Source organism: Serinicoccus shuyuelongi (genome assembly GCF_045032955.1).
Taxonomy (GTDB): domain Bacteria; phylum Actinomycetota; class Actinomycetes; order Actinomycetales; family Dermatophilaceae; genus Ornithinicoccus.
This window is the reverse complement of record NZ_JBJFZU010000016.1, coordinates 19,346-34,035: the sequence shown is the minus strand read 5'-3', so window position 1 is coordinate 34,035 and position 14,690 is coordinate 19,346. Positions and strand designations below refer to the sequence as shown.

The following is a 14,690-nucleotide window of genomic DNA, read 5'->3' as shown; positions in this document are numbered from 1 at the left end:
CGTCGGGCGTTGACTAGAGTGATCCGCCATGAGCGATGTCCTGGAATTCGCCGGTGTCGGAGTGCGCCGGGGCAGCACGGACCTGCTCACCGGGGTGGACTGGTCGGTCGAGGAGGGTGAGCGCTGGGTGGTGATCGGCCCCAACGGCGCCGGCAAGACCACGCTGCTCCAGCTGGCCGCGGCCAGGATGCACCCCACCACCGGCGTCGCCGGGGTCCTCGGTGAGGTGCTGGGCACCGTCGACGTCTTCGAGCTGCGCCCTAGGATCGGTGTCTCGAGCGCCTCGGTGGCCGACCGGATCCCCGCCGAGGAACGGGTCAGCGACGTGGTGGTGACCGCCGCCTACGGTGTCCTGGGCCGCTGGCGTGAGGAGTACGACGAGCACGACGAGCGCCGCGCCGCAGAGCTGCTCTCGACGCTCGGGGTCTCGCACCTGGCCACCCGCCGCTTCGGCACCCTCTCCGAGGGTGAGCGCAAGCGGGTCCAGATCGCCCGTGCGCTGATGACCGACCCCGAGCTGATGCTGCTGGACGAGCCCGCGGCAGGCCTCGACCTGCGCGGCCGGGAGGACCTGGTGGGTCGTCTCAGCGAGCTCGCCCTCGACCTGGAGGCCCCGGCGATGGTGCTGGTCACCCACCACGTCGAGGAGATCCCGCCCGGCTTCACCGACATCCTGATGATCAGCGGCGGCCGGGTCGTCGCGGCCGGCCCGATCGAGGTCACCCTCACCGCGGAGAACCTGTCCAGCACCTTCGGCATACCCCTGGTCGTGGAGCGGCACGGCCAGCGGTGGGCGGCACGGGCCGCGCAGCCGGAGGCGCCCCAGCCGGAACCGCGGTGAGCGCGTTCGAGATCGCGGCGATCGTGCTGGCCGGCCTCGCGGCCGGCACCATCAACACCATCGTGGGCTCGGGCACGCTGATCACCTTCCCCACCCTGCTGTTCTTCGGGTATGCCCCGGTCACCGCCAACATCTCCAACAGCCTGGGACTGGTGCCGGGGGGCCTCACCGGCGCCTGGGGGTACCGGCACGAGCTGCGCAGCCTGGGCCCGATGCTGCGCCGGCTCGCACCGGCCAGCCTGCTCGGCTCGGTCACCGGCGCCCTGCTGCTGCTGGTGCTGCCGCCAGCGGCCTTCGAGGCGATCGTGCCCGTGCTGATCCTGCTCGCGCTGGTGCTGGTGCTGGCCGGGCCGCGGCTGCAGCGCTGGGCCGCCACGACGAGCACCGGACGCACCGGCCAGGTGAGCACGGGACGGTGGGTGGCGCTGCTGCTGGGCGTCCTGGTGGCCGGCATGTACGGCGGCTACTTCGGCGCCGCCCAGGGGGTGCTGCTGCTGGGCCTGATGAGCATCCTGCTGCCGCACTCGCTGCAGCAGATCAACGGGATCAAGAACGTGCTCGGGATGATCGTCAACCTGGTCGCCGCCCTCGTCTTCCTGGTCGTCGCGCCGGAGGTGGTCGACTGGACGGTGGTGCTGCTGATCAGCTGCGGCTCGTTGCTCGGTGGGGTGCTGGGGGCCCGGGTCGGGCGTCGGATGCCACCGGCCCTGCTGCGCGGCGTCATCGTCGTCATCGGCACCGTCGCCATCGTCAACCTGCTCCTCACATGAGCGAGGTGGCGCCCGAGGACCTGCCGGACGGGGTCGTCCTCGTGGACGACCCGGACGACCCCCGGGTCCGCGACTACTTCCGGCTCACCGACGTGGCCCTGCGCCGGGTGCTGGAGCCGGAGCAGGGCCTCTACCTGGCCGAGTCCGACAAGGTGATCGCCAGGGCCCTGGGCGCCGGGCACCGGATGCGCTCGCTGCTGCTCACGCCCCGCTGGGCGCGCGACCTCGGCCACCTGGTCGGGCCGGCGCTGGCCGCGGGCACCCCGGTCTACATCGGCCACCCGCGGGTGATCGAGGAGATGACCGGCTTCCACCTGCACCGGGGGGCGATCGCGGCCATGCACCGCCCCGAGCTGCCCGCCCTGGACGAGGTGCTCGCCGGCGCCCGCCGGGTCGCCGTCCTCGAGGACGTGGTGGACCACACCAACGTCGGTGCCGCCTTCCGCTCCGCCGCCGCCCTCGGGGTCGACGCGGTGCTGGTCACCCCCCGCTGCGCGGACCCGCTCTACCGCCGGTCCGTGCGGGTGTCGATGGGCACCGTGTTCCAGGTGCCCTGGACCCGGGTGGACCCCTGGCCGGAGGGTGTCGCCGCGCTGCAGGAGCGCGGCTTCACGGTGGCGGCCCTGGCGCTGGCCGACGGGGCCGTGAGCCTGGCGGAGCTCGAGCGGGACCCGCCAGGGCGCCTGGCCCTGGTGCTCGGCACCGAGGGGGACGGGCTGTCCCCCCGCACCGTCGAGGCCGCCGACCTGGTGGTGACGATCCCGATGGGCGGGGGAGTGGACAGCCTGAACGTCGCCGCGGCTTCCGCGGTGGCGTTCTGGGCCCTCAGGTAGCGTCCCGCGCGGCGCGGGCGTCCCGGCGCCGGAACCACCCGGCGAGCATCGCGCCGGACAGGTTGTGCCAGACCGAGAAGACCGCGCCCGGCAGGGCCGCGACCGGGGTGAAGAAGGTCGCGGCCAGCCCGGAGGCCAGGCCTGAGTTCTGCATGCCGACCTCGATCGCCATGGTGCGCGCCGAGCGCTCGCCGAGACCGGTCAGCCGGCCCAGGGCATACCCCAGGCCGAGACCGAGCCCGTTGTGCAGGACGACCGCGACCGTGACGAGCAGACCGGCGGCCAGCAGCTGGTCCGCCGACAGCGACACCACGACGGCCACCACGACGCAGATGACCAGCACCGAGAACCACGGCAGGGCCGGCAGCACCCGCCGGACCAGGCCGGGCAGGAAGGTGCGCACCAGCAGTCCGCCGACGACCGGGATCAGCACGATCTGCACGATCGTGGTGGCCATCCCCATCCCGTCCACCGGGAGCCGTTCCCCGATCAGCCACAACGTCAGCAGCGGTGTGAGCACCGGCGCGAGCAGCGTGGACACGGAGGTCATCGTCACGGACAGGGCGGTGTCGGCGCGCGCCAGGTAGGCCACCACGTTGCTGGCGGTGCCGCCGGGGACGCAGCCGACGAGGATGACCCCGGCGGCGATCTCGTCCGGCAGCCCGAGCGCGAGCGAGATCCCCAGGCCGACCAGCGGCATCACCGCGTACTGGGCGGCCACCCCGAGCACCACCGGCAGCGGGCGGGTCAGCACCAGACGGAAGTCGGGCAGCGTCAGGGTCAGGCCCATCCCGAACATGATCACCCCGAGCAGCGGGGTGATCAGCCCGGACTGGGTCGAGATCGGGCCGGCGAAGGCATACCCGAGGGCGCCGGCGGCGAGCACCAGCAGCGGGAAGATGGTCACCGCCCGGTAGGCGCTGCGGTCCTCGGCGGCCGTCGGCGCGGTCGTGACGCTCATCCGGCCGGGACCTCCACGGCGAGCCCGTCGACGACCCGGGCGCCCGGCAGTTCCGCCGCCATCGCCCCCGGCAGACGCAGCTTGCTGCGGCGCACCCCGGAGCCGATGACGATGTGCTCGCGACCGGTCACCCGGGCGTCGACCAGCACCGGCCAGTCGTCGGGGCGGCCGACCGGGGTGATGCCGCCGTACTCCATGCCGGTGCGTTCCACCGCGGCGTCCATCGGCATGAACGAGCACTTTCGGACGTCCAGCGTCTTGCGGATCGTGGTGTTCACGTCGGCCCGGGTATGCCCGAGCACCAGCGCCGCGCACACCCGCTCCTCCCCGGCCCGGCTGCCGGAGATGACGATGCAGTTGGCCATGTCCTCCATGGCCCACCCCGTGGCCTCGACGAGCACGGCCGTGTCGGCCTGGTCAGGGTCGATCTCGGTGACCTCTACCCGGTCCACGTCGGTGCCCGCGTCCTGCATCGACCGCAGGGCGTGCAGGACCGGTGCGGCCAGCAGGTCCGGGCGATCCAGGGCGGGGACCCAGTCCGTGCTCACAGCTGGTAGGTGCCGGTGACCGAACCCCGGGCCAGCACGTTGCCGAGGGTCTGGAACTGCGCCTTGGCGACCGAGGCCGAGGAGTCCAGGCCGGTGTTGTCGGTGTCCAGGGCCCACACGGTGAAGACGTAGCGGTGGGCCACGTCGCCCTCGGGCGGGGCGCAGCCGGCCCAGTCCTTGGTCCCGAAGTCGTTGGCCAGCGTCGCGGAGCCCTCCCCGTGCTGGCTGCCGTAGCTGCCGGCGCCGGTGGCCAGCTCGGTGACCTCGGCCGGGAGGCCGACGATCGCCCAGTGGGTGAAGCCGCCGACGATCGGGGCGTCCGGGTCGTGGCAGACCAGCAGGTAGGAGCGGGTGCCCTCCGGGGCGCCGCTCCAGGACAGCTGCGGGGACGTGTTGCCGAAACCGAAGCCGGCGCTCTCCGGCAGCGGCCCGCCGTCGGTGAAGTCGGTGCTGGTGACCGTCAGCTCCGCCGGTGCGGCGGGGAGGTTCTCGGTCGGGTGCGGTGCGAGGGTGCGCTCAAGACTCATGCTCCGAACCTAACCCGGGCCGGTCGGCGCCGCACACGATGGTCGGTGCCGCGTGACACAGTTGGCGGTATGCCGGGTGAGACGCGTCGGTGCATCCTGCACCTCGACCTGGACGCCTTCTTCGCGGCGGTGGAGCAGCGCGACAAGCCCTCGCTGCGGGGGCGCCCGGTGGTCGTCGGCGGCACCGCGGGCCGCGGGGTGGTGGCGACCGCCTCCTACGAGGCGCGCCGGTTCGGGGCGCGGTCGGCGATGCCCACCGCGGAGGCCCGGCGCCGGTGCCCGCCCGGCACCGCGTTCCTGGGTGGCCGCTTCGAGGCATACCGGGCCAGCTCGCGGGTGGTGATGGAGCTGCTGCGGGAGCAGTCCCCGCTGGTCGAGCAGGTCTCCGTGGACGAGGCCTACGTCGATCTCGGGGCGGCCCCGGACCCGCCGGGCTGGGAGGGCGACGAGCTGCGGGGCTGGTGCACCGCGCTGCTGGACCGGATCACCGCGGAGACCGGCGGGCTGACCGCGTCCATCGGCGTCGCGACCAGCAAGATGATGGCCAAGCTGGCCAGCGAGATGGACAAGCCGGCCGGGATCACCCTGGTGCCCCCGGGGGAGGAGCTGCGGGTGCTGCACGCCCTCTCCGTGCGGGCGATCCCGGGCATCGGACCGGCCACCGCCTCCCGGCTGCACGGCTTCGGGGTGGACACCGTGGCCGAGCTCGAGCGGATGTCGGAGCCGGACCTGGTCGCCATCTTCGGTGCCGCCCAGGGAGGGGCGCTGCACCGGCTGGCCCGCGCGCAGGACGAGCGTCCGGTCGTCACCGAGCGGGAGGCGAAGTCGATCTCCTCGGAGGAGACCTTCGAGACCGATGTCACCGACAGGGCCCGGTTGGAGGCCGACCTGGCCCGGATGGCGCACGGCCTGGCCGGCCGGCTGGCGGCCACCGGGGTCTTCGCCCGCACCATCACCGTCAAGGCCCGCCAGCACGACTTCACCACGCAGACCCGCTCCGGGACCCTGGCTTTCGCCACCGGGGAGGAGGCAGTCATCCTCCGGGAGGCGCGGAGACTGCTCGGGGCCGTCGACGTGAGCTCGGGGTTGCGGCTGCTGGGCCTGGGGGTGGCAGGGCTCACCGCGCACGCGCAGGAGGAGCTCCTGCTGGACACCGCCTACCCCGGTGCGGACGTCGCGGACCTGCCCGACGTCGTCGGCGGAGCGGACGAGCCCGTGCCGGCGGGCGCCGACGACCTGGTCGAGCAGGGCGCCGACGGGCAACGCCCGGGGTGGCGGACCGGTCAGGACGTGCACCACGCGCAGCACGGTGCCGGGTGGGTGTGGGGGAGTGGTAGGGGTGTCGTCACGGTCCGGTTCGAGGGCCCGCTGACCCCTCCGGGGCCGGTGCGCAGCTTCGCCGAGGACGACCCGGCACTGGTCCGCACCGGGCCTCCGGACTGGCGCGGACCGCCCTCCTGAGCGTGCTAGCCTTGTCTGTCGTTGCCCACTCCCCACGAGTGAGCAGCACACCCTGTCCGGGTGGCGGAATGGCAGACGCGCTAGCTTGAGGTGCTAGTGCCCTTAACGGGCGTGGGGGTTCAAGTCCCCCTCCGGACACCAGAACGACCGGAAGCCGCTCATGCGGCTGGTGAAGGTGTGATCAGTTCCACTCACGGCAGCCCCGTCGCGGCGATCATCAGCAGGATGGCGAAGAGGGAGAACAGCCCGGCGGCCGCGCCGACGACGTATCGCCAGGAGCTGCCCGCCTCCTCGCGCAGGTAGCCCCGCAGTCCCAGGACCACCGCGACGAGGGCGACCGGCACCGCGACCACGTCACCGATGACGGGGACGATCACGAAGAGCAGGGCCACCACCCCGGCCAGGAGAGCGCCCTCACCCCTGCTCGGCGGCCGCGACGAGTCGTGACGCCGTGTCACCACCGCACCCTCCTCGTGCCCGAACGTCGGGGGACATCGTCCATATCGTCATCGGACGGTCGAGCCTCGCACCCGCGTGCGACGAGGCTGCTCTCTCAGGGTCTTCGGGTGAGGTCCGGGTGGCTGGACGTGTCCACGATGACCTCGGAGGCCACCTCACCGAGCCGTTGCCCCGTGCGGCGACAGTACGCCCGCAGCATCAGGAAGGCCTCGTCCACGCTGACCCCGCGCAGCTGGGCCAGCGCACCCTTCGCCTGCTCCACGATGATCCGGCTGTTGAGGGCCCCCTGGAGCTGCTCCGAGAGCACGTGGCTCCGTCGGATGCTGCGCTCCTGGAGCAGCCCGATCGTCGCGATGTCAGCCAACGCCTGCACGATGCGGACGTCGCTGGGCGCCAGGTGGCCGACATCGGTGCCGAAGAGGTTGAGGGCTCCGATGACCTCGGAGCGGTGGCGCAACGGGATGGCGTGGACCGAGCGGTAGCCGGCGGCGACAGCTCGGGGGGCGAAAGCCGGCCAGGAGTCGCGCGCGTGGCGTAGGTCGGCGTTGACGACCGGTGCCCGCTGCCGGAAGCAGTCCTGGCACGGACCTTCCACCTTCTGGACCTGGAACAGCTCCAGAAGCTTGACCGACTCGTCCGAGGCCGCCATGAAGGCCAGGTTGCCCTGCGGGTCCGCGAGGAGCAGACCGGCGGCAGCGACACTGGTGAGTTCGGTAGTCCGGGTGGTGACCATCTGGAGGAACTCGATCAGGTCGAACTCGTCGACCAGGGTGTCGGCGATCTCGACGAAGGCCGCCGCCAGACGGTCAGCGGGAATGGTGCTCATTGCGTCTCCTCAAGCATCTGGTCGGGTCCCATCGACGTGATCCCCGTCCAGGGTGGTCCTGTTGGCCACGATATCGGTGGCCAGCCGCGACAGGGGGATGTTGTGGCCATAGGCGTGCGCGCGCATCCGGACCATGGCCTCGTCCAAGGGGATCCCGAGCTGCACCATGACCATGCCCTGGGCCTGGTAGACCTCGGCGTGGTGGTCCAGCACACCCTCGGCGTCCTGGATGAGGTCGCCGTTGGGTGCGCTGGTGAGCATGGTCTCGACCCCCAGGGCGGCGAAGTCCAGCGCGTCGTTCAAGGATGCCGAGGGCAGTGGCCCCGTCTCTTCACGGTAGAGGGCCAGCACCGCGAGCCGCGCGGCACCCACCTGCATCGGGAACGCGAACACGGACCGGACCCCCAGCTCGGAGATCGCCGGCGTATACCCCGGCCAGCGTGTCCCACCGCCGATGCTGAGGTCCGGCTCCAGCACAGGACGGCGCAGGTCGAAGGCCTCGAGCGACGGGCCCTCCCCGACGGTGAACTGCAGTCCGTCGAGCTCGGTGGCCCGCGGCCCGGAGGTGGCCAGGGACATCCCGAGGCGTTCCGCGTCGATGACGCTGATCCCAGCACCGCAGGCCGACACCGCCCGAGCCAGGGCGCGGCACTGCCGCGTCAGCTGGCCGACAGCAGTGCTGGGGTCCGTGTCCGCATCCCCTTCGTGGCTCAACAGGTGCCGGATACGGCCCATCCGCCCTTCATCCATGTCGCTCCCGTGCCGCTCGAGCTCTGAACTGGTGTGTCCGGACGTCGGCCCTCACCGTAGTCGCTCGGGCGCACTCGCCACCAGTTGCGTCCGCCACCGGTCGCCTCATGTCTCGAACCCGTACCTGACCGGCATGTAGATGAGGTTTCCCCCATGGTCACGGGCCGGCCGGCGGGTCACCGGATGGTGCACCAGCCGGTAGCTCACACTCCCCGTGTCCGCACCTGACTCCCACAGGAGGGGCGGAGCGGTAGCCCCCTGGAGGTCCCACGCCTGCCCGTGAGCAGGCCCGCAGTATGCCCGCGCCCGCCGCTCCGACGACGACGCTCTCCCGACGCCTCCGCCGACCATCTACCGACGCTCGGTCCACGGTGGCGAGGTGCGCGGTCGAGGCGAGGTGGATGCAGTCTGCGATGTCTCGGGATGCGGCTCATCCGGTGCAGGGGACCTGCCCGGGTTCCGCCGTGCCCGGCGTTCCTCCTGCGGCACGTCCTCACAGGTACGGCCGATCTCCCAGGGGTAGGGGATCATCTGCGAGCCCCCCTGTCGGTGCGGTCCTGTCGGAGCAGCGGCGGCAAGGAGATCTCGTCGACCTCGTCGGTGGCGTGGGTGCGCGCAGGCGCCAGGAGCGCGAGAGGTGGCGGACGACGATCTAGATGTGCTGACAAGGAAGACCCCCGTGACTGGTAGCTGCGTCAGGCGTGCATGGACGCGCTGCCGGGTCCGGGGCAACGACCGCCAACAAGTGGCGACGGGTAGACGCTAGAGCACCGGGGCGCACGTGTGCAAGAGACCGCGCCACCCCGAGCTCAGGAGTCGATGCCGGTGAGCCGACGGGTGCGGACGACCTCCTCGGCGATGCTGTAGAGCTTCCGGTTCCCGTGCCTGGACAGACGCTGTAGGACGGCGAAGGCGCGCGCGTCGTCGAGGTCGTGCTGGACCATGATGATGCCCAACGCCTTGCCGATGGTCGTTCGTCTGTCGATGGCGATCGTCAGGTGTTGGACCTGTTGTGCCGCCGCGACGGTGAGCGCCGCGTGCACGGCCAGCAGCCGCGCGAGCTCCTGTGCCTCCTCGTCGAAGGCATCGCGGTCGGTGGAGTAGATGTTCAGGGCACCGAGCTGTTCCCTCGTGGTGAAGAGCTGCGTGCACAGCATGCTGGTGATCCCGTACTCACGCACCATGGTCGGACCCCAACGCGGCCACCGCTGCTCGTGGGCCAGGTCGGAGGCGACGACCTGCTCCTGGTTCCAGGCGGCGTCCAGGCACGGACCTTCGCCCAGCTCCACCTGCAGCGCGTCCCCGTGTCGGACAGAGTCCGAGGTGGCACCGATGTTCTCCACCCCCCGACCACGTTGGGCGTAGGAGATCCCAGCCTCAGCATGTCCTCCGAGCAGTTCCACGGCTGCAGCACAGATCCGGTCGCCGGCCTGCTCGAGGTCGTCGGCAGCGTCCACCTCGCGGGCGACCTGACGCATGCGCGCGTGGATATCTCCTCCTGGCATGGCGGACACGTTACCCAGCCCACCGGCGTCGGCACACCCTGGTCTCGACGGGTGTCCGCTCCGCAGCGAGCCCTGATGTCCTCCCTCGGGTGGGCTCGCTGCACGCCGGTCCAGGTGGCGGCGGTCGGTGTCCATGCCGTCGGCGGAGAGGTCAGCAGCATGCAGGAACAGGGAGGTCGGGGTGCGACCGAGCCGTCGGCCCGGAGTCCGACAGGCCCATGCCCCTGCCCGTCGCTCCTCAGGCCCCGGCAGCCGCTGCGACGGCGGTGCGCGCGGGAGACCCGTGCTGACGGTAGGCGACGCCGCCGCTGACCGTGCGCATCTGTACCCGGCAATCGCGCAGCACCTGGGTCACGGCCGCCAGGTCGTTGGTGAACGGCAGCTCCTGCTCGACCCTCGACCAGACGGAGGACCAGTCGGTGGCACGCACAGCGAAGGCCTCCGACCAGGGTGGGGAGGTGCTGTCCTCCTGGATGCCCGGTGCCCGCAGGATCAGCTCATCCAGCTGACGCACCGGGTAGGCGGGACCGGGGCAGGGCATCAGTGGGACCACCTTGCCGGACCACAGCGTCGGTGCCGTGGACGGGTTGGCCATCGCCTCCTCCACCAGAGTCCTGATCAGGCGCGGGGACGGTATGCAGTGGACCGACAGGTAGATCAGCACGTCGGGTGCATGCCGTAGCGCCCGAGCTGCGGCGAGATGCATCGCCGGAAGGAGCCAGTGGGGGTGCCGCGACGCCAGGACGTGCACGTCGGTGCTCCACCGGTCGCTGCGGATCGGCAGGCGCCCGCGGGTCAGCGCGCGGTCCTGGACCGAGACGACGACGTGTGCGTCGGGTGGCCAGGTGCTGACGGCCAGGCCGTCGACGTGGCCGAGGAGGTGGTCGTGGTCCCGCGAGGCGGCCGTGAGCACGGCGATCCGGGGGCGGTCGCGGAAGGAGGGGTAGCTGGACATGCACACGCTTTCGGCGGTGGTGGCTGCCCATCCCTCTAGAGGCGAGACCAGGATCGCCCATCCGGGCGTGATCCGCAACCGACCCAGCGACGGGTCTGCCTGCAGGCTCTCCCCGCCCGGCCCGGGAGGCCCTTCCTCCGGGACCTTCGCCCCTGGTGCGGCCGCGCACCCGCGCCTAGCGTCGACAGGGGTCCCGGCATACCGGCCGGAGGACCGGAGGAGGACCGATGAACGATACCGAGGGCACGGTGGTCGTGGGCTACGACGCGTCACCGGAGTCGGAGGCGGCGGTGCGCTGGGCTGCGCACGAAGCACGCCGACGCGGGAAGGAGCTCGTGGTCGTCTTCGCCTACGACCTCGACCTGTGGACGGCACCGCACCTCGTCCGGGCCTGGACTCCCTCGGATGCGCGGACCCGGGCCGAGGAGCGTGTGGCTTCGGGTGTCCGGCTCGCCCGGGAGGTCGCCCCCGGCCTCGTCGTCCGCGGTCGCACCAGCACGCTGGCGGGGGCCGCGGCGCTGGTCGGCCTCTCCCACCGGGCCGACCTGGTCGTCGTCGGGGACGGTCGTCACGATCGGGTGACCGGGGCCGTGGTCGGGTCGGTAGCGTTCGCGGTGACGGCCGGCGCGGACTGCCCGGTGGTGGTCGTGCCCCCGGAGACACCCGGGCAGTCCGGCACGCAGGCACCGGTCGTGGTCGGCCTGGACGGCTCCGAGGGCAGTGCACGCGCCCTGTCGGCTGCAGCAGATCTTGCCGTCCGTGACGATGCCCCGTTGCACCTGGTCAGCGCCTGGGACGCTCCTGCCGCGGACCACTGGAGCCGGGTGTACCTGCTCGACGACGAATGGCGGCAGGAGAGCCTCGAGTCCGCCCGGCGAGGCGCCGAGGCGCACGTGACGGCGGCGCGGGCGAAGCTCCAGGAGGAGCACCCGGGTCTCGTCATCGAGGAGCACGTGCTGCAGGGCCGACCGGCGTCGGTGCTCGCGGAGGCCTCTCGGGGTGCGGCGGTGGTCGTCGTAGGAGCCCGTGGCCGGGGTGACCTCCGGTCGCTGCTGCTGGGGTCGGTGAGCCGGGGCGTGCTGGAGTCGGCGCGCTGCCCGGTCCACGTCGTGCGCTGAGCCGAGGATCACCGCAGGGGGACGCGCCACCGCAGGGTCGTACCCCCTCCTTCGGCGGACTCCACCGCGAGGTCCCCACCGTGATGCTCGGCGCGGTGACGCAGGTTGGCGATCCCGCTCTCGGACACGCCCTCAGGGATCCCGCGACCGTCGTCGGTGACCGTGAGGACCACCTCGTCACCGACGGCCAGCACGACGTGCACCCTCGAGGGGTCGGCATGCCGGCTGGCGTTCGACAACGCCTCCCCGACGACGGCGAGCAGGTCGGGCACCAGGGCCTCGGGGATGAGCGTGCGCACCGGTCCGTCGAAGCGCAGCTCGGGGCGGAACTTCAGGGTCGCGGCGGCCCGGTCCACGATGCGGCTCACCTCGGCCTGCACGTCCTCGGTCGGGTGCGCGGCGCCGAGCGCGAAGATGGTCCGCCGGATGTCCTTGATCGTGGTGTCCAGCTCGTCGACGGCGTTCTCCAGCCTAGGGCCGATCTCCGGACCGGTCTGCGGGGCGATGACCTGCAGCCGCAGCCCGAGCGCGAACAGCCGCTGGATGACCAGGTCGTGCAGGTCCCGGGCGATCCGGTCCCGGTCTTCGAGGACGGCGAGCCGGAACTGGTCCTCGCGGGCTCGAAGTACCTGCAGCGCCAGCGCGGCTTGCCGGGCGAACCCGGCCGGCATCTGCTCCTGGACGACGCGGTGCCGGTCCGCGTGCTCGGGCGTCCAGGCGAGAACCAGGGCACCCTGAAGACCGGAGGGTGGCCCCAGGGGCACCAGGACCGCCGACCGGAGCAGCGGCCACCCCTGCGGGTGGCCGTCGGGGAACAACCCCTCCTCCTGGTCCAGGTCCTCGATCGAGACGGACTCTCCCTGCTCGATGACGTGGCGGACCGTCGGGGACGCGGGTGCCGACGGGAGCCCGTCCTGTTCCGGTATGCCGACGCCTGCGACTGCCCGGATGCTGAACGTGGTCGTGTCGGTGCCGGTCACGATCCACACCACGTCCGCCTCGGCGGCCACCCGCGCCGTGCCGACCACCATCGCGAGGGCCTCGGTCAGGTCGTCGGAGCCGGACAGCAGCGCCGTCACCTCCGCGGTGGCCTGCAGCCAGCGCTCCCGCCGGGCCGCCTCCTCGTACAGCCTGGCGTTCTCGATCACCACACCGGCGGCGCCGGCCAGCGCGACCACGATCGCCTCGTCCTGGGCGGTGAAGTCGACCCCGCCCCCCTTCTCGGTGAGGTACAGGTTGCCGAAGACGGTCTCGCGGATGCGCACCGGGACCCCGAGGAAGGAGTGCATCGGGGGGTGGCCGGGGGGGAAACCGTAGGACTGGGGGTGGTCGGCCAGGTCGTGCAGGCGCAGCGGCTCAGGGTGGTCGATCAGACGACCGAGCAGCCCGTGTCCCGCCGGGAGCTCCCCGATCTCGGCGACGACCTCGGCGCCGACCCCGTGGTGGATGAAGGTGCGCAGCCGTTGCCCGGGTCCGGTCTCGAGCACCCCCAGCGCGGCATACCGGGCATCCACCAGACGGCTGGAGATGCTGACGATCCGGGCGAGGACGCTGTCCAGGTCGAGGTCGGCGGCCATCGTGACCACGGCGTCGATGAGCAGGCGCAGACGAGCCTGCTCATCGCGGGCGCCGTCCATCCGGTGGCGGACCTCCTGGACCAGGTCCTCGAAGTCGGCCTCGCCGAGGGGCCGGTCGACCGCCGGTCCCTGGTCCGTGTAGTTCGCGTCGGTGCCCGTCACAGCGGTCGGCCAGGGGGTGTCATCGCGGGGGGTGCGGCGGGTGCTGGACGGCGAACACGGCGGCCTGGGTCCGGCTGGAGAGGCCGAGCTTCGCCAGCATCGACGAGACGTAGTTCTTGACCGTCTTCTCGGCCAGGAAGAGCTCGGCGCCGATCTGCCGGTTGGTCAGGCCCTGGGCGATGAGGTCGAGGATGCGCTGCTCCTGCCCGGTCAGCGCATGCACGTCCGCGCCCCCGGAACGGCCACGGCGCACGCCGTCCAGGACCTTCGCGGTGACCGCGGGGTCGAGGGTCGACTGGCCGGAGGCGACGGTGCGGACCATCTCGACAAGGCGGCTCCCGCGCACCTGCTTCAGGACGTACCCCGAGGCACCGGCCATGATCGCGGCGAACAACGCCTCGTCGTCGTCGTACGAGGTGAGGATGAGGGCGGCGACACCCGGGACCTGGGAGAGCACGTCCCGGCACACGTCGATGCCGGATCCGTCGGGGAGCCGCGCGTCCAGGATCGCCACGTCCGGCTGCAGCGCGACGATGCCCCGGGTCGCCTCGGCCGCGAGTCCGGACTCGCCGACGATCTCGAGGTCCGGCTCGGCCTCCAGCAGCTCCCGGATGCCCCGCCTCACGACCTCGTGGTCGTCCAGCAGGTAGACCCGGATGTGCTCGGGGGCCGCGCGGGTGGTGGTCATGCCCTTCACCGTATCGGGTGGGCGGTCCAGAGCGACGGTGTCGGGCCTTTGGGCCCTGCTGATCGGTCCCGAAGGCCTCTGCCGTCAGCCCCCGGTGCACCGGAGGATGGAGTGCACGACGACCGAAAGGTTCCCATGACCACCCAGGCCCGCGCCGGCCCCTGGTTCCGGCGACGACCCGGTCTCACCGTCGCCGTCGGCGCCGCGCTCCTCCTCACGGTCGCCCTGCTGGGGGTGGTGCTCGACGACGCGTCCGTCAGCGTGGCGATGCTCTACGCGCTCCCGGTGAGCCTCGTGGCGATGGGGTGCGGTCGGGCCGGCGGGATCGGCACCGGTCTGGTGGCCGCCGGGCTCGTCGTCGTGGGGGTTGCGGGGACGTCGGAGGCACTGTCGTGGCTGGCGTGGCTGTCCCAGACCGTGCCGGTCGTGATGGTCGGCGCACTGCTGGGAGACGCGTCGGAGCGATTGGCCCGTGCCGAGGAGTCACGGTCGCGGCTCGAGGGGCGGGAGCTGCGCCACCGGCAGGCGGTGGAGATCAACGACAACCTGATCCAGGGCATGGCCGCCGCGAAGTGGTCGATGGAGGCTGGACGGGTGGACGCCGCGCTGGTCGCGCTGGAGGAGACCCTGGACCGTGGCCAGAGGCTCGTCTCCCAGCTGATCACGGACGCGGAACGCAGGTGAGGACCTTCGACCCTGGTACGCCCTG

16 protein-coding genes and 1 tRNA gene are annotated in these 14,690 nt (G+C 72.1%); 7 read left to right on the top strand and 10 right to left on the bottom strand.

Annotated features, from left to right (window positions below):
• Nucleotides 1–28 precede the first annotated feature (28 nt).
• From ACI3EY_RS16110 to ACI3EY_RS16100, 3 genes are read left to right on the top strand one after another with little or no spacing between them, the layout of a single operon-like run.
• Entirely contained in the window at nt 29–841 is an 813-nt protein-coding gene (locus ACI3EY_RS16110) for an ABC transporter ATP-binding protein (RefSeq protein WP_405037308.1), read from the top strand.
• Nucleotides 838–1,611: a sulfite exporter TauE/SafE family protein gene (locus ACI3EY_RS16105; RefSeq protein ID WP_405041104.1), complete on the top strand. Its 774-nt coding sequence runs from the start codon at nt 838–840 to the stop codon at nt 1,609–1,611. The genes ACI3EY_RS16110 and ACI3EY_RS16105 overlap by 4 nt, the downstream gene beginning before the upstream one ends.
• On the top strand, nt 1,608–2,444 hold the full coding sequence (locus ACI3EY_RS16100; RefSeq protein ID WP_405041103.1) for a TrmH family RNA methyltransferase: 837 nt from the start codon (nt 1,608–1,610) through the stop codon (nt 2,442–2,444). Before ACI3EY_RS16105 ends, ACI3EY_RS16100 begins: the two co-directional genes overlap by 4 nt.
• Here the strand turns inward: ACI3EY_RS16100 and ACI3EY_RS16095 are convergent.
• Genes ACI3EY_RS16095 through ACI3EY_RS16085 form a run of 3 tightly spaced genes read right to left on the bottom strand, consistent with a single transcriptional unit; the run spans nt 2,437 to nt 4,480 of the window.
• The gene (locus ACI3EY_RS16095; protein ID WP_405041102.1) at nt 2,437–3,405 is read right to left on the bottom strand and encodes a bile acid:sodium symporter family protein; all 969 of its coding nucleotides are present in this window, start codon (nt 3,403–3,405) and stop codon (nt 2,437–2,439) included. The two genes, ACI3EY_RS16100 and ACI3EY_RS16095, sit on opposite strands and share 8 nt — an antisense overlap.
• Nucleotides 3,402–3,953, bottom strand: a complete 552-nt coding sequence (locus ACI3EY_RS16090) for a YbaK/EbsC family protein (RefSeq protein ID WP_405041101.1) — start codon at nt 3,951–3,953, stop codon at nt 3,402–3,404. The genes ACI3EY_RS16095 and ACI3EY_RS16090 overlap by 4 nt, the downstream gene beginning before the upstream one ends.
• Entirely contained in the window at nt 3,950–4,480 is a 531-nt protein-coding gene (locus tag ACI3EY_RS16085) for a YbhB/YbcL family Raf kinase inhibitor-like protein (RefSeq protein WP_405041100.1), read from the bottom strand. Before ACI3EY_RS16085 ends, ACI3EY_RS16090 begins: the two co-directional genes overlap by 4 nt.
• A gap of 69 nt (nt 4,481–4,549) precedes the next feature.
• Between ACI3EY_RS16085 and ACI3EY_RS16080 the strand changes: the two genes are divergently transcribed.
• Together ACI3EY_RS16080 and ACI3EY_RS16075 are read left to right on the top strand one after the other, a co-directional pair.
• Nucleotides 4,550–5,941, top strand: coding sequence for a DNA polymerase IV (locus tag ACI3EY_RS16080; protein WP_405041099.1), 1,392 nt, complete (start codon nt 4,550–4,552; stop codon nt 5,939–5,941).
• A gap of 54 nt (nt 5,942–5,995) precedes the next feature.
• Nucleotides 5,996–6,082, top strand: a tRNA-Leu gene (locus ACI3EY_RS16075).
• Between the two features lie 50 nt (nt 6,083–6,132).
• On the opposite strand, the gene ACI3EY_RS16070 is transcribed toward ACI3EY_RS16075, so the two are convergent.
• The 5 genes from ACI3EY_RS16070 to ACI3EY_RS16050 form a co-directional block, all read right to left on the bottom strand.
• Nucleotides 6,133–6,399: a hypothetical protein gene (locus ACI3EY_RS16070; protein WP_405041098.1), complete on the bottom strand. Its 267-nt coding sequence runs from the start codon at nt 6,397–6,399 to the stop codon at nt 6,133–6,135.
• 95 nt (nt 6,400–6,494) lie between these two features.
• Complete coding sequence (locus ACI3EY_RS16065; RefSeq protein WP_405041097.1) at nt 6,495–7,226, bottom strand: GAF and ANTAR domain-containing protein; 732 nt, start codon at nt 7,224–7,226, stop codon at nt 6,495–6,497.
• A 9-nt stretch (nt 7,227–7,235) separates the two neighbouring features.
• Entirely contained in the window at nt 7,236–7,961 is a 726-nt protein-coding gene (locus tag ACI3EY_RS16060) for a GAF and ANTAR domain-containing protein (RefSeq protein ID WP_405041096.1), read from the bottom strand.
• An 824-nt stretch (nt 7,962–8,785) separates the two neighbouring features.
• Nucleotides 8,786–9,454 carry a GAF and ANTAR domain-containing protein gene (locus ACI3EY_RS16055; RefSeq protein ID WP_405041095.1) on the bottom strand — a complete coding sequence of 223 codons (669 nt, stop codon included), beginning with the start codon at nt 9,452–9,454 and terminating at the stop codon, nt 8,786–8,788.
• Between the two features lie 265 nt (nt 9,455–9,719).
• Nucleotides 9,720–10,436 carry a hypothetical protein gene (locus ACI3EY_RS16050; protein ID WP_405041094.1) on the bottom strand — a complete coding sequence of 239 codons (717 nt, stop codon included), beginning with the start codon at nt 10,434–10,436 and terminating at the stop codon, nt 9,720–9,722.
• A 227-nt stretch (nt 10,437–10,663) separates the two neighbouring features.
• Between ACI3EY_RS16050 and ACI3EY_RS16045 the strand changes: the two genes are divergently transcribed.
• A complete protein-coding gene (locus tag ACI3EY_RS16045) occupies nt 10,664–11,554 on the top strand; it encodes a universal stress protein (RefSeq protein WP_405037295.1) in 891 nt (296 codons plus the stop codon).
• 8 nt (nt 11,555–11,562) lie between these two features.
• On the opposite strand, the gene ACI3EY_RS16040 is transcribed toward ACI3EY_RS16045, so the two are convergent.
• Both ACI3EY_RS16040 and ACI3EY_RS16035 read right to left on the bottom strand, forming a co-directional pair.
• Entirely contained in the window at nt 11,563–13,293 is a 1,731-nt protein-coding gene (locus tag ACI3EY_RS16040; RefSeq protein WP_405041093.1) for a sensor histidine kinase, read from the bottom strand.
• A 19-nt stretch (nt 13,294–13,312) separates the two neighbouring features.
• A complete protein-coding gene (locus tag ACI3EY_RS16035) occupies nt 13,313–13,981 on the bottom strand; it encodes a response regulator (protein ID WP_405041092.1) in 669 nt (222 codons plus the stop codon).
• A gap of 135 nt (nt 13,982–14,116) precedes the next feature.
• On the opposite strand from ACI3EY_RS16035, the gene ACI3EY_RS16030 reads away from it, so the two are divergent.
• Nucleotides 14,117–14,665, top strand: coding sequence for a hypothetical protein (locus ACI3EY_RS16030; RefSeq protein WP_405037292.1), 549 nt, complete (start codon nt 14,117–14,119; stop codon nt 14,663–14,665).
• Nucleotides 14,666–14,690 lie beyond the last annotated feature (25 nt).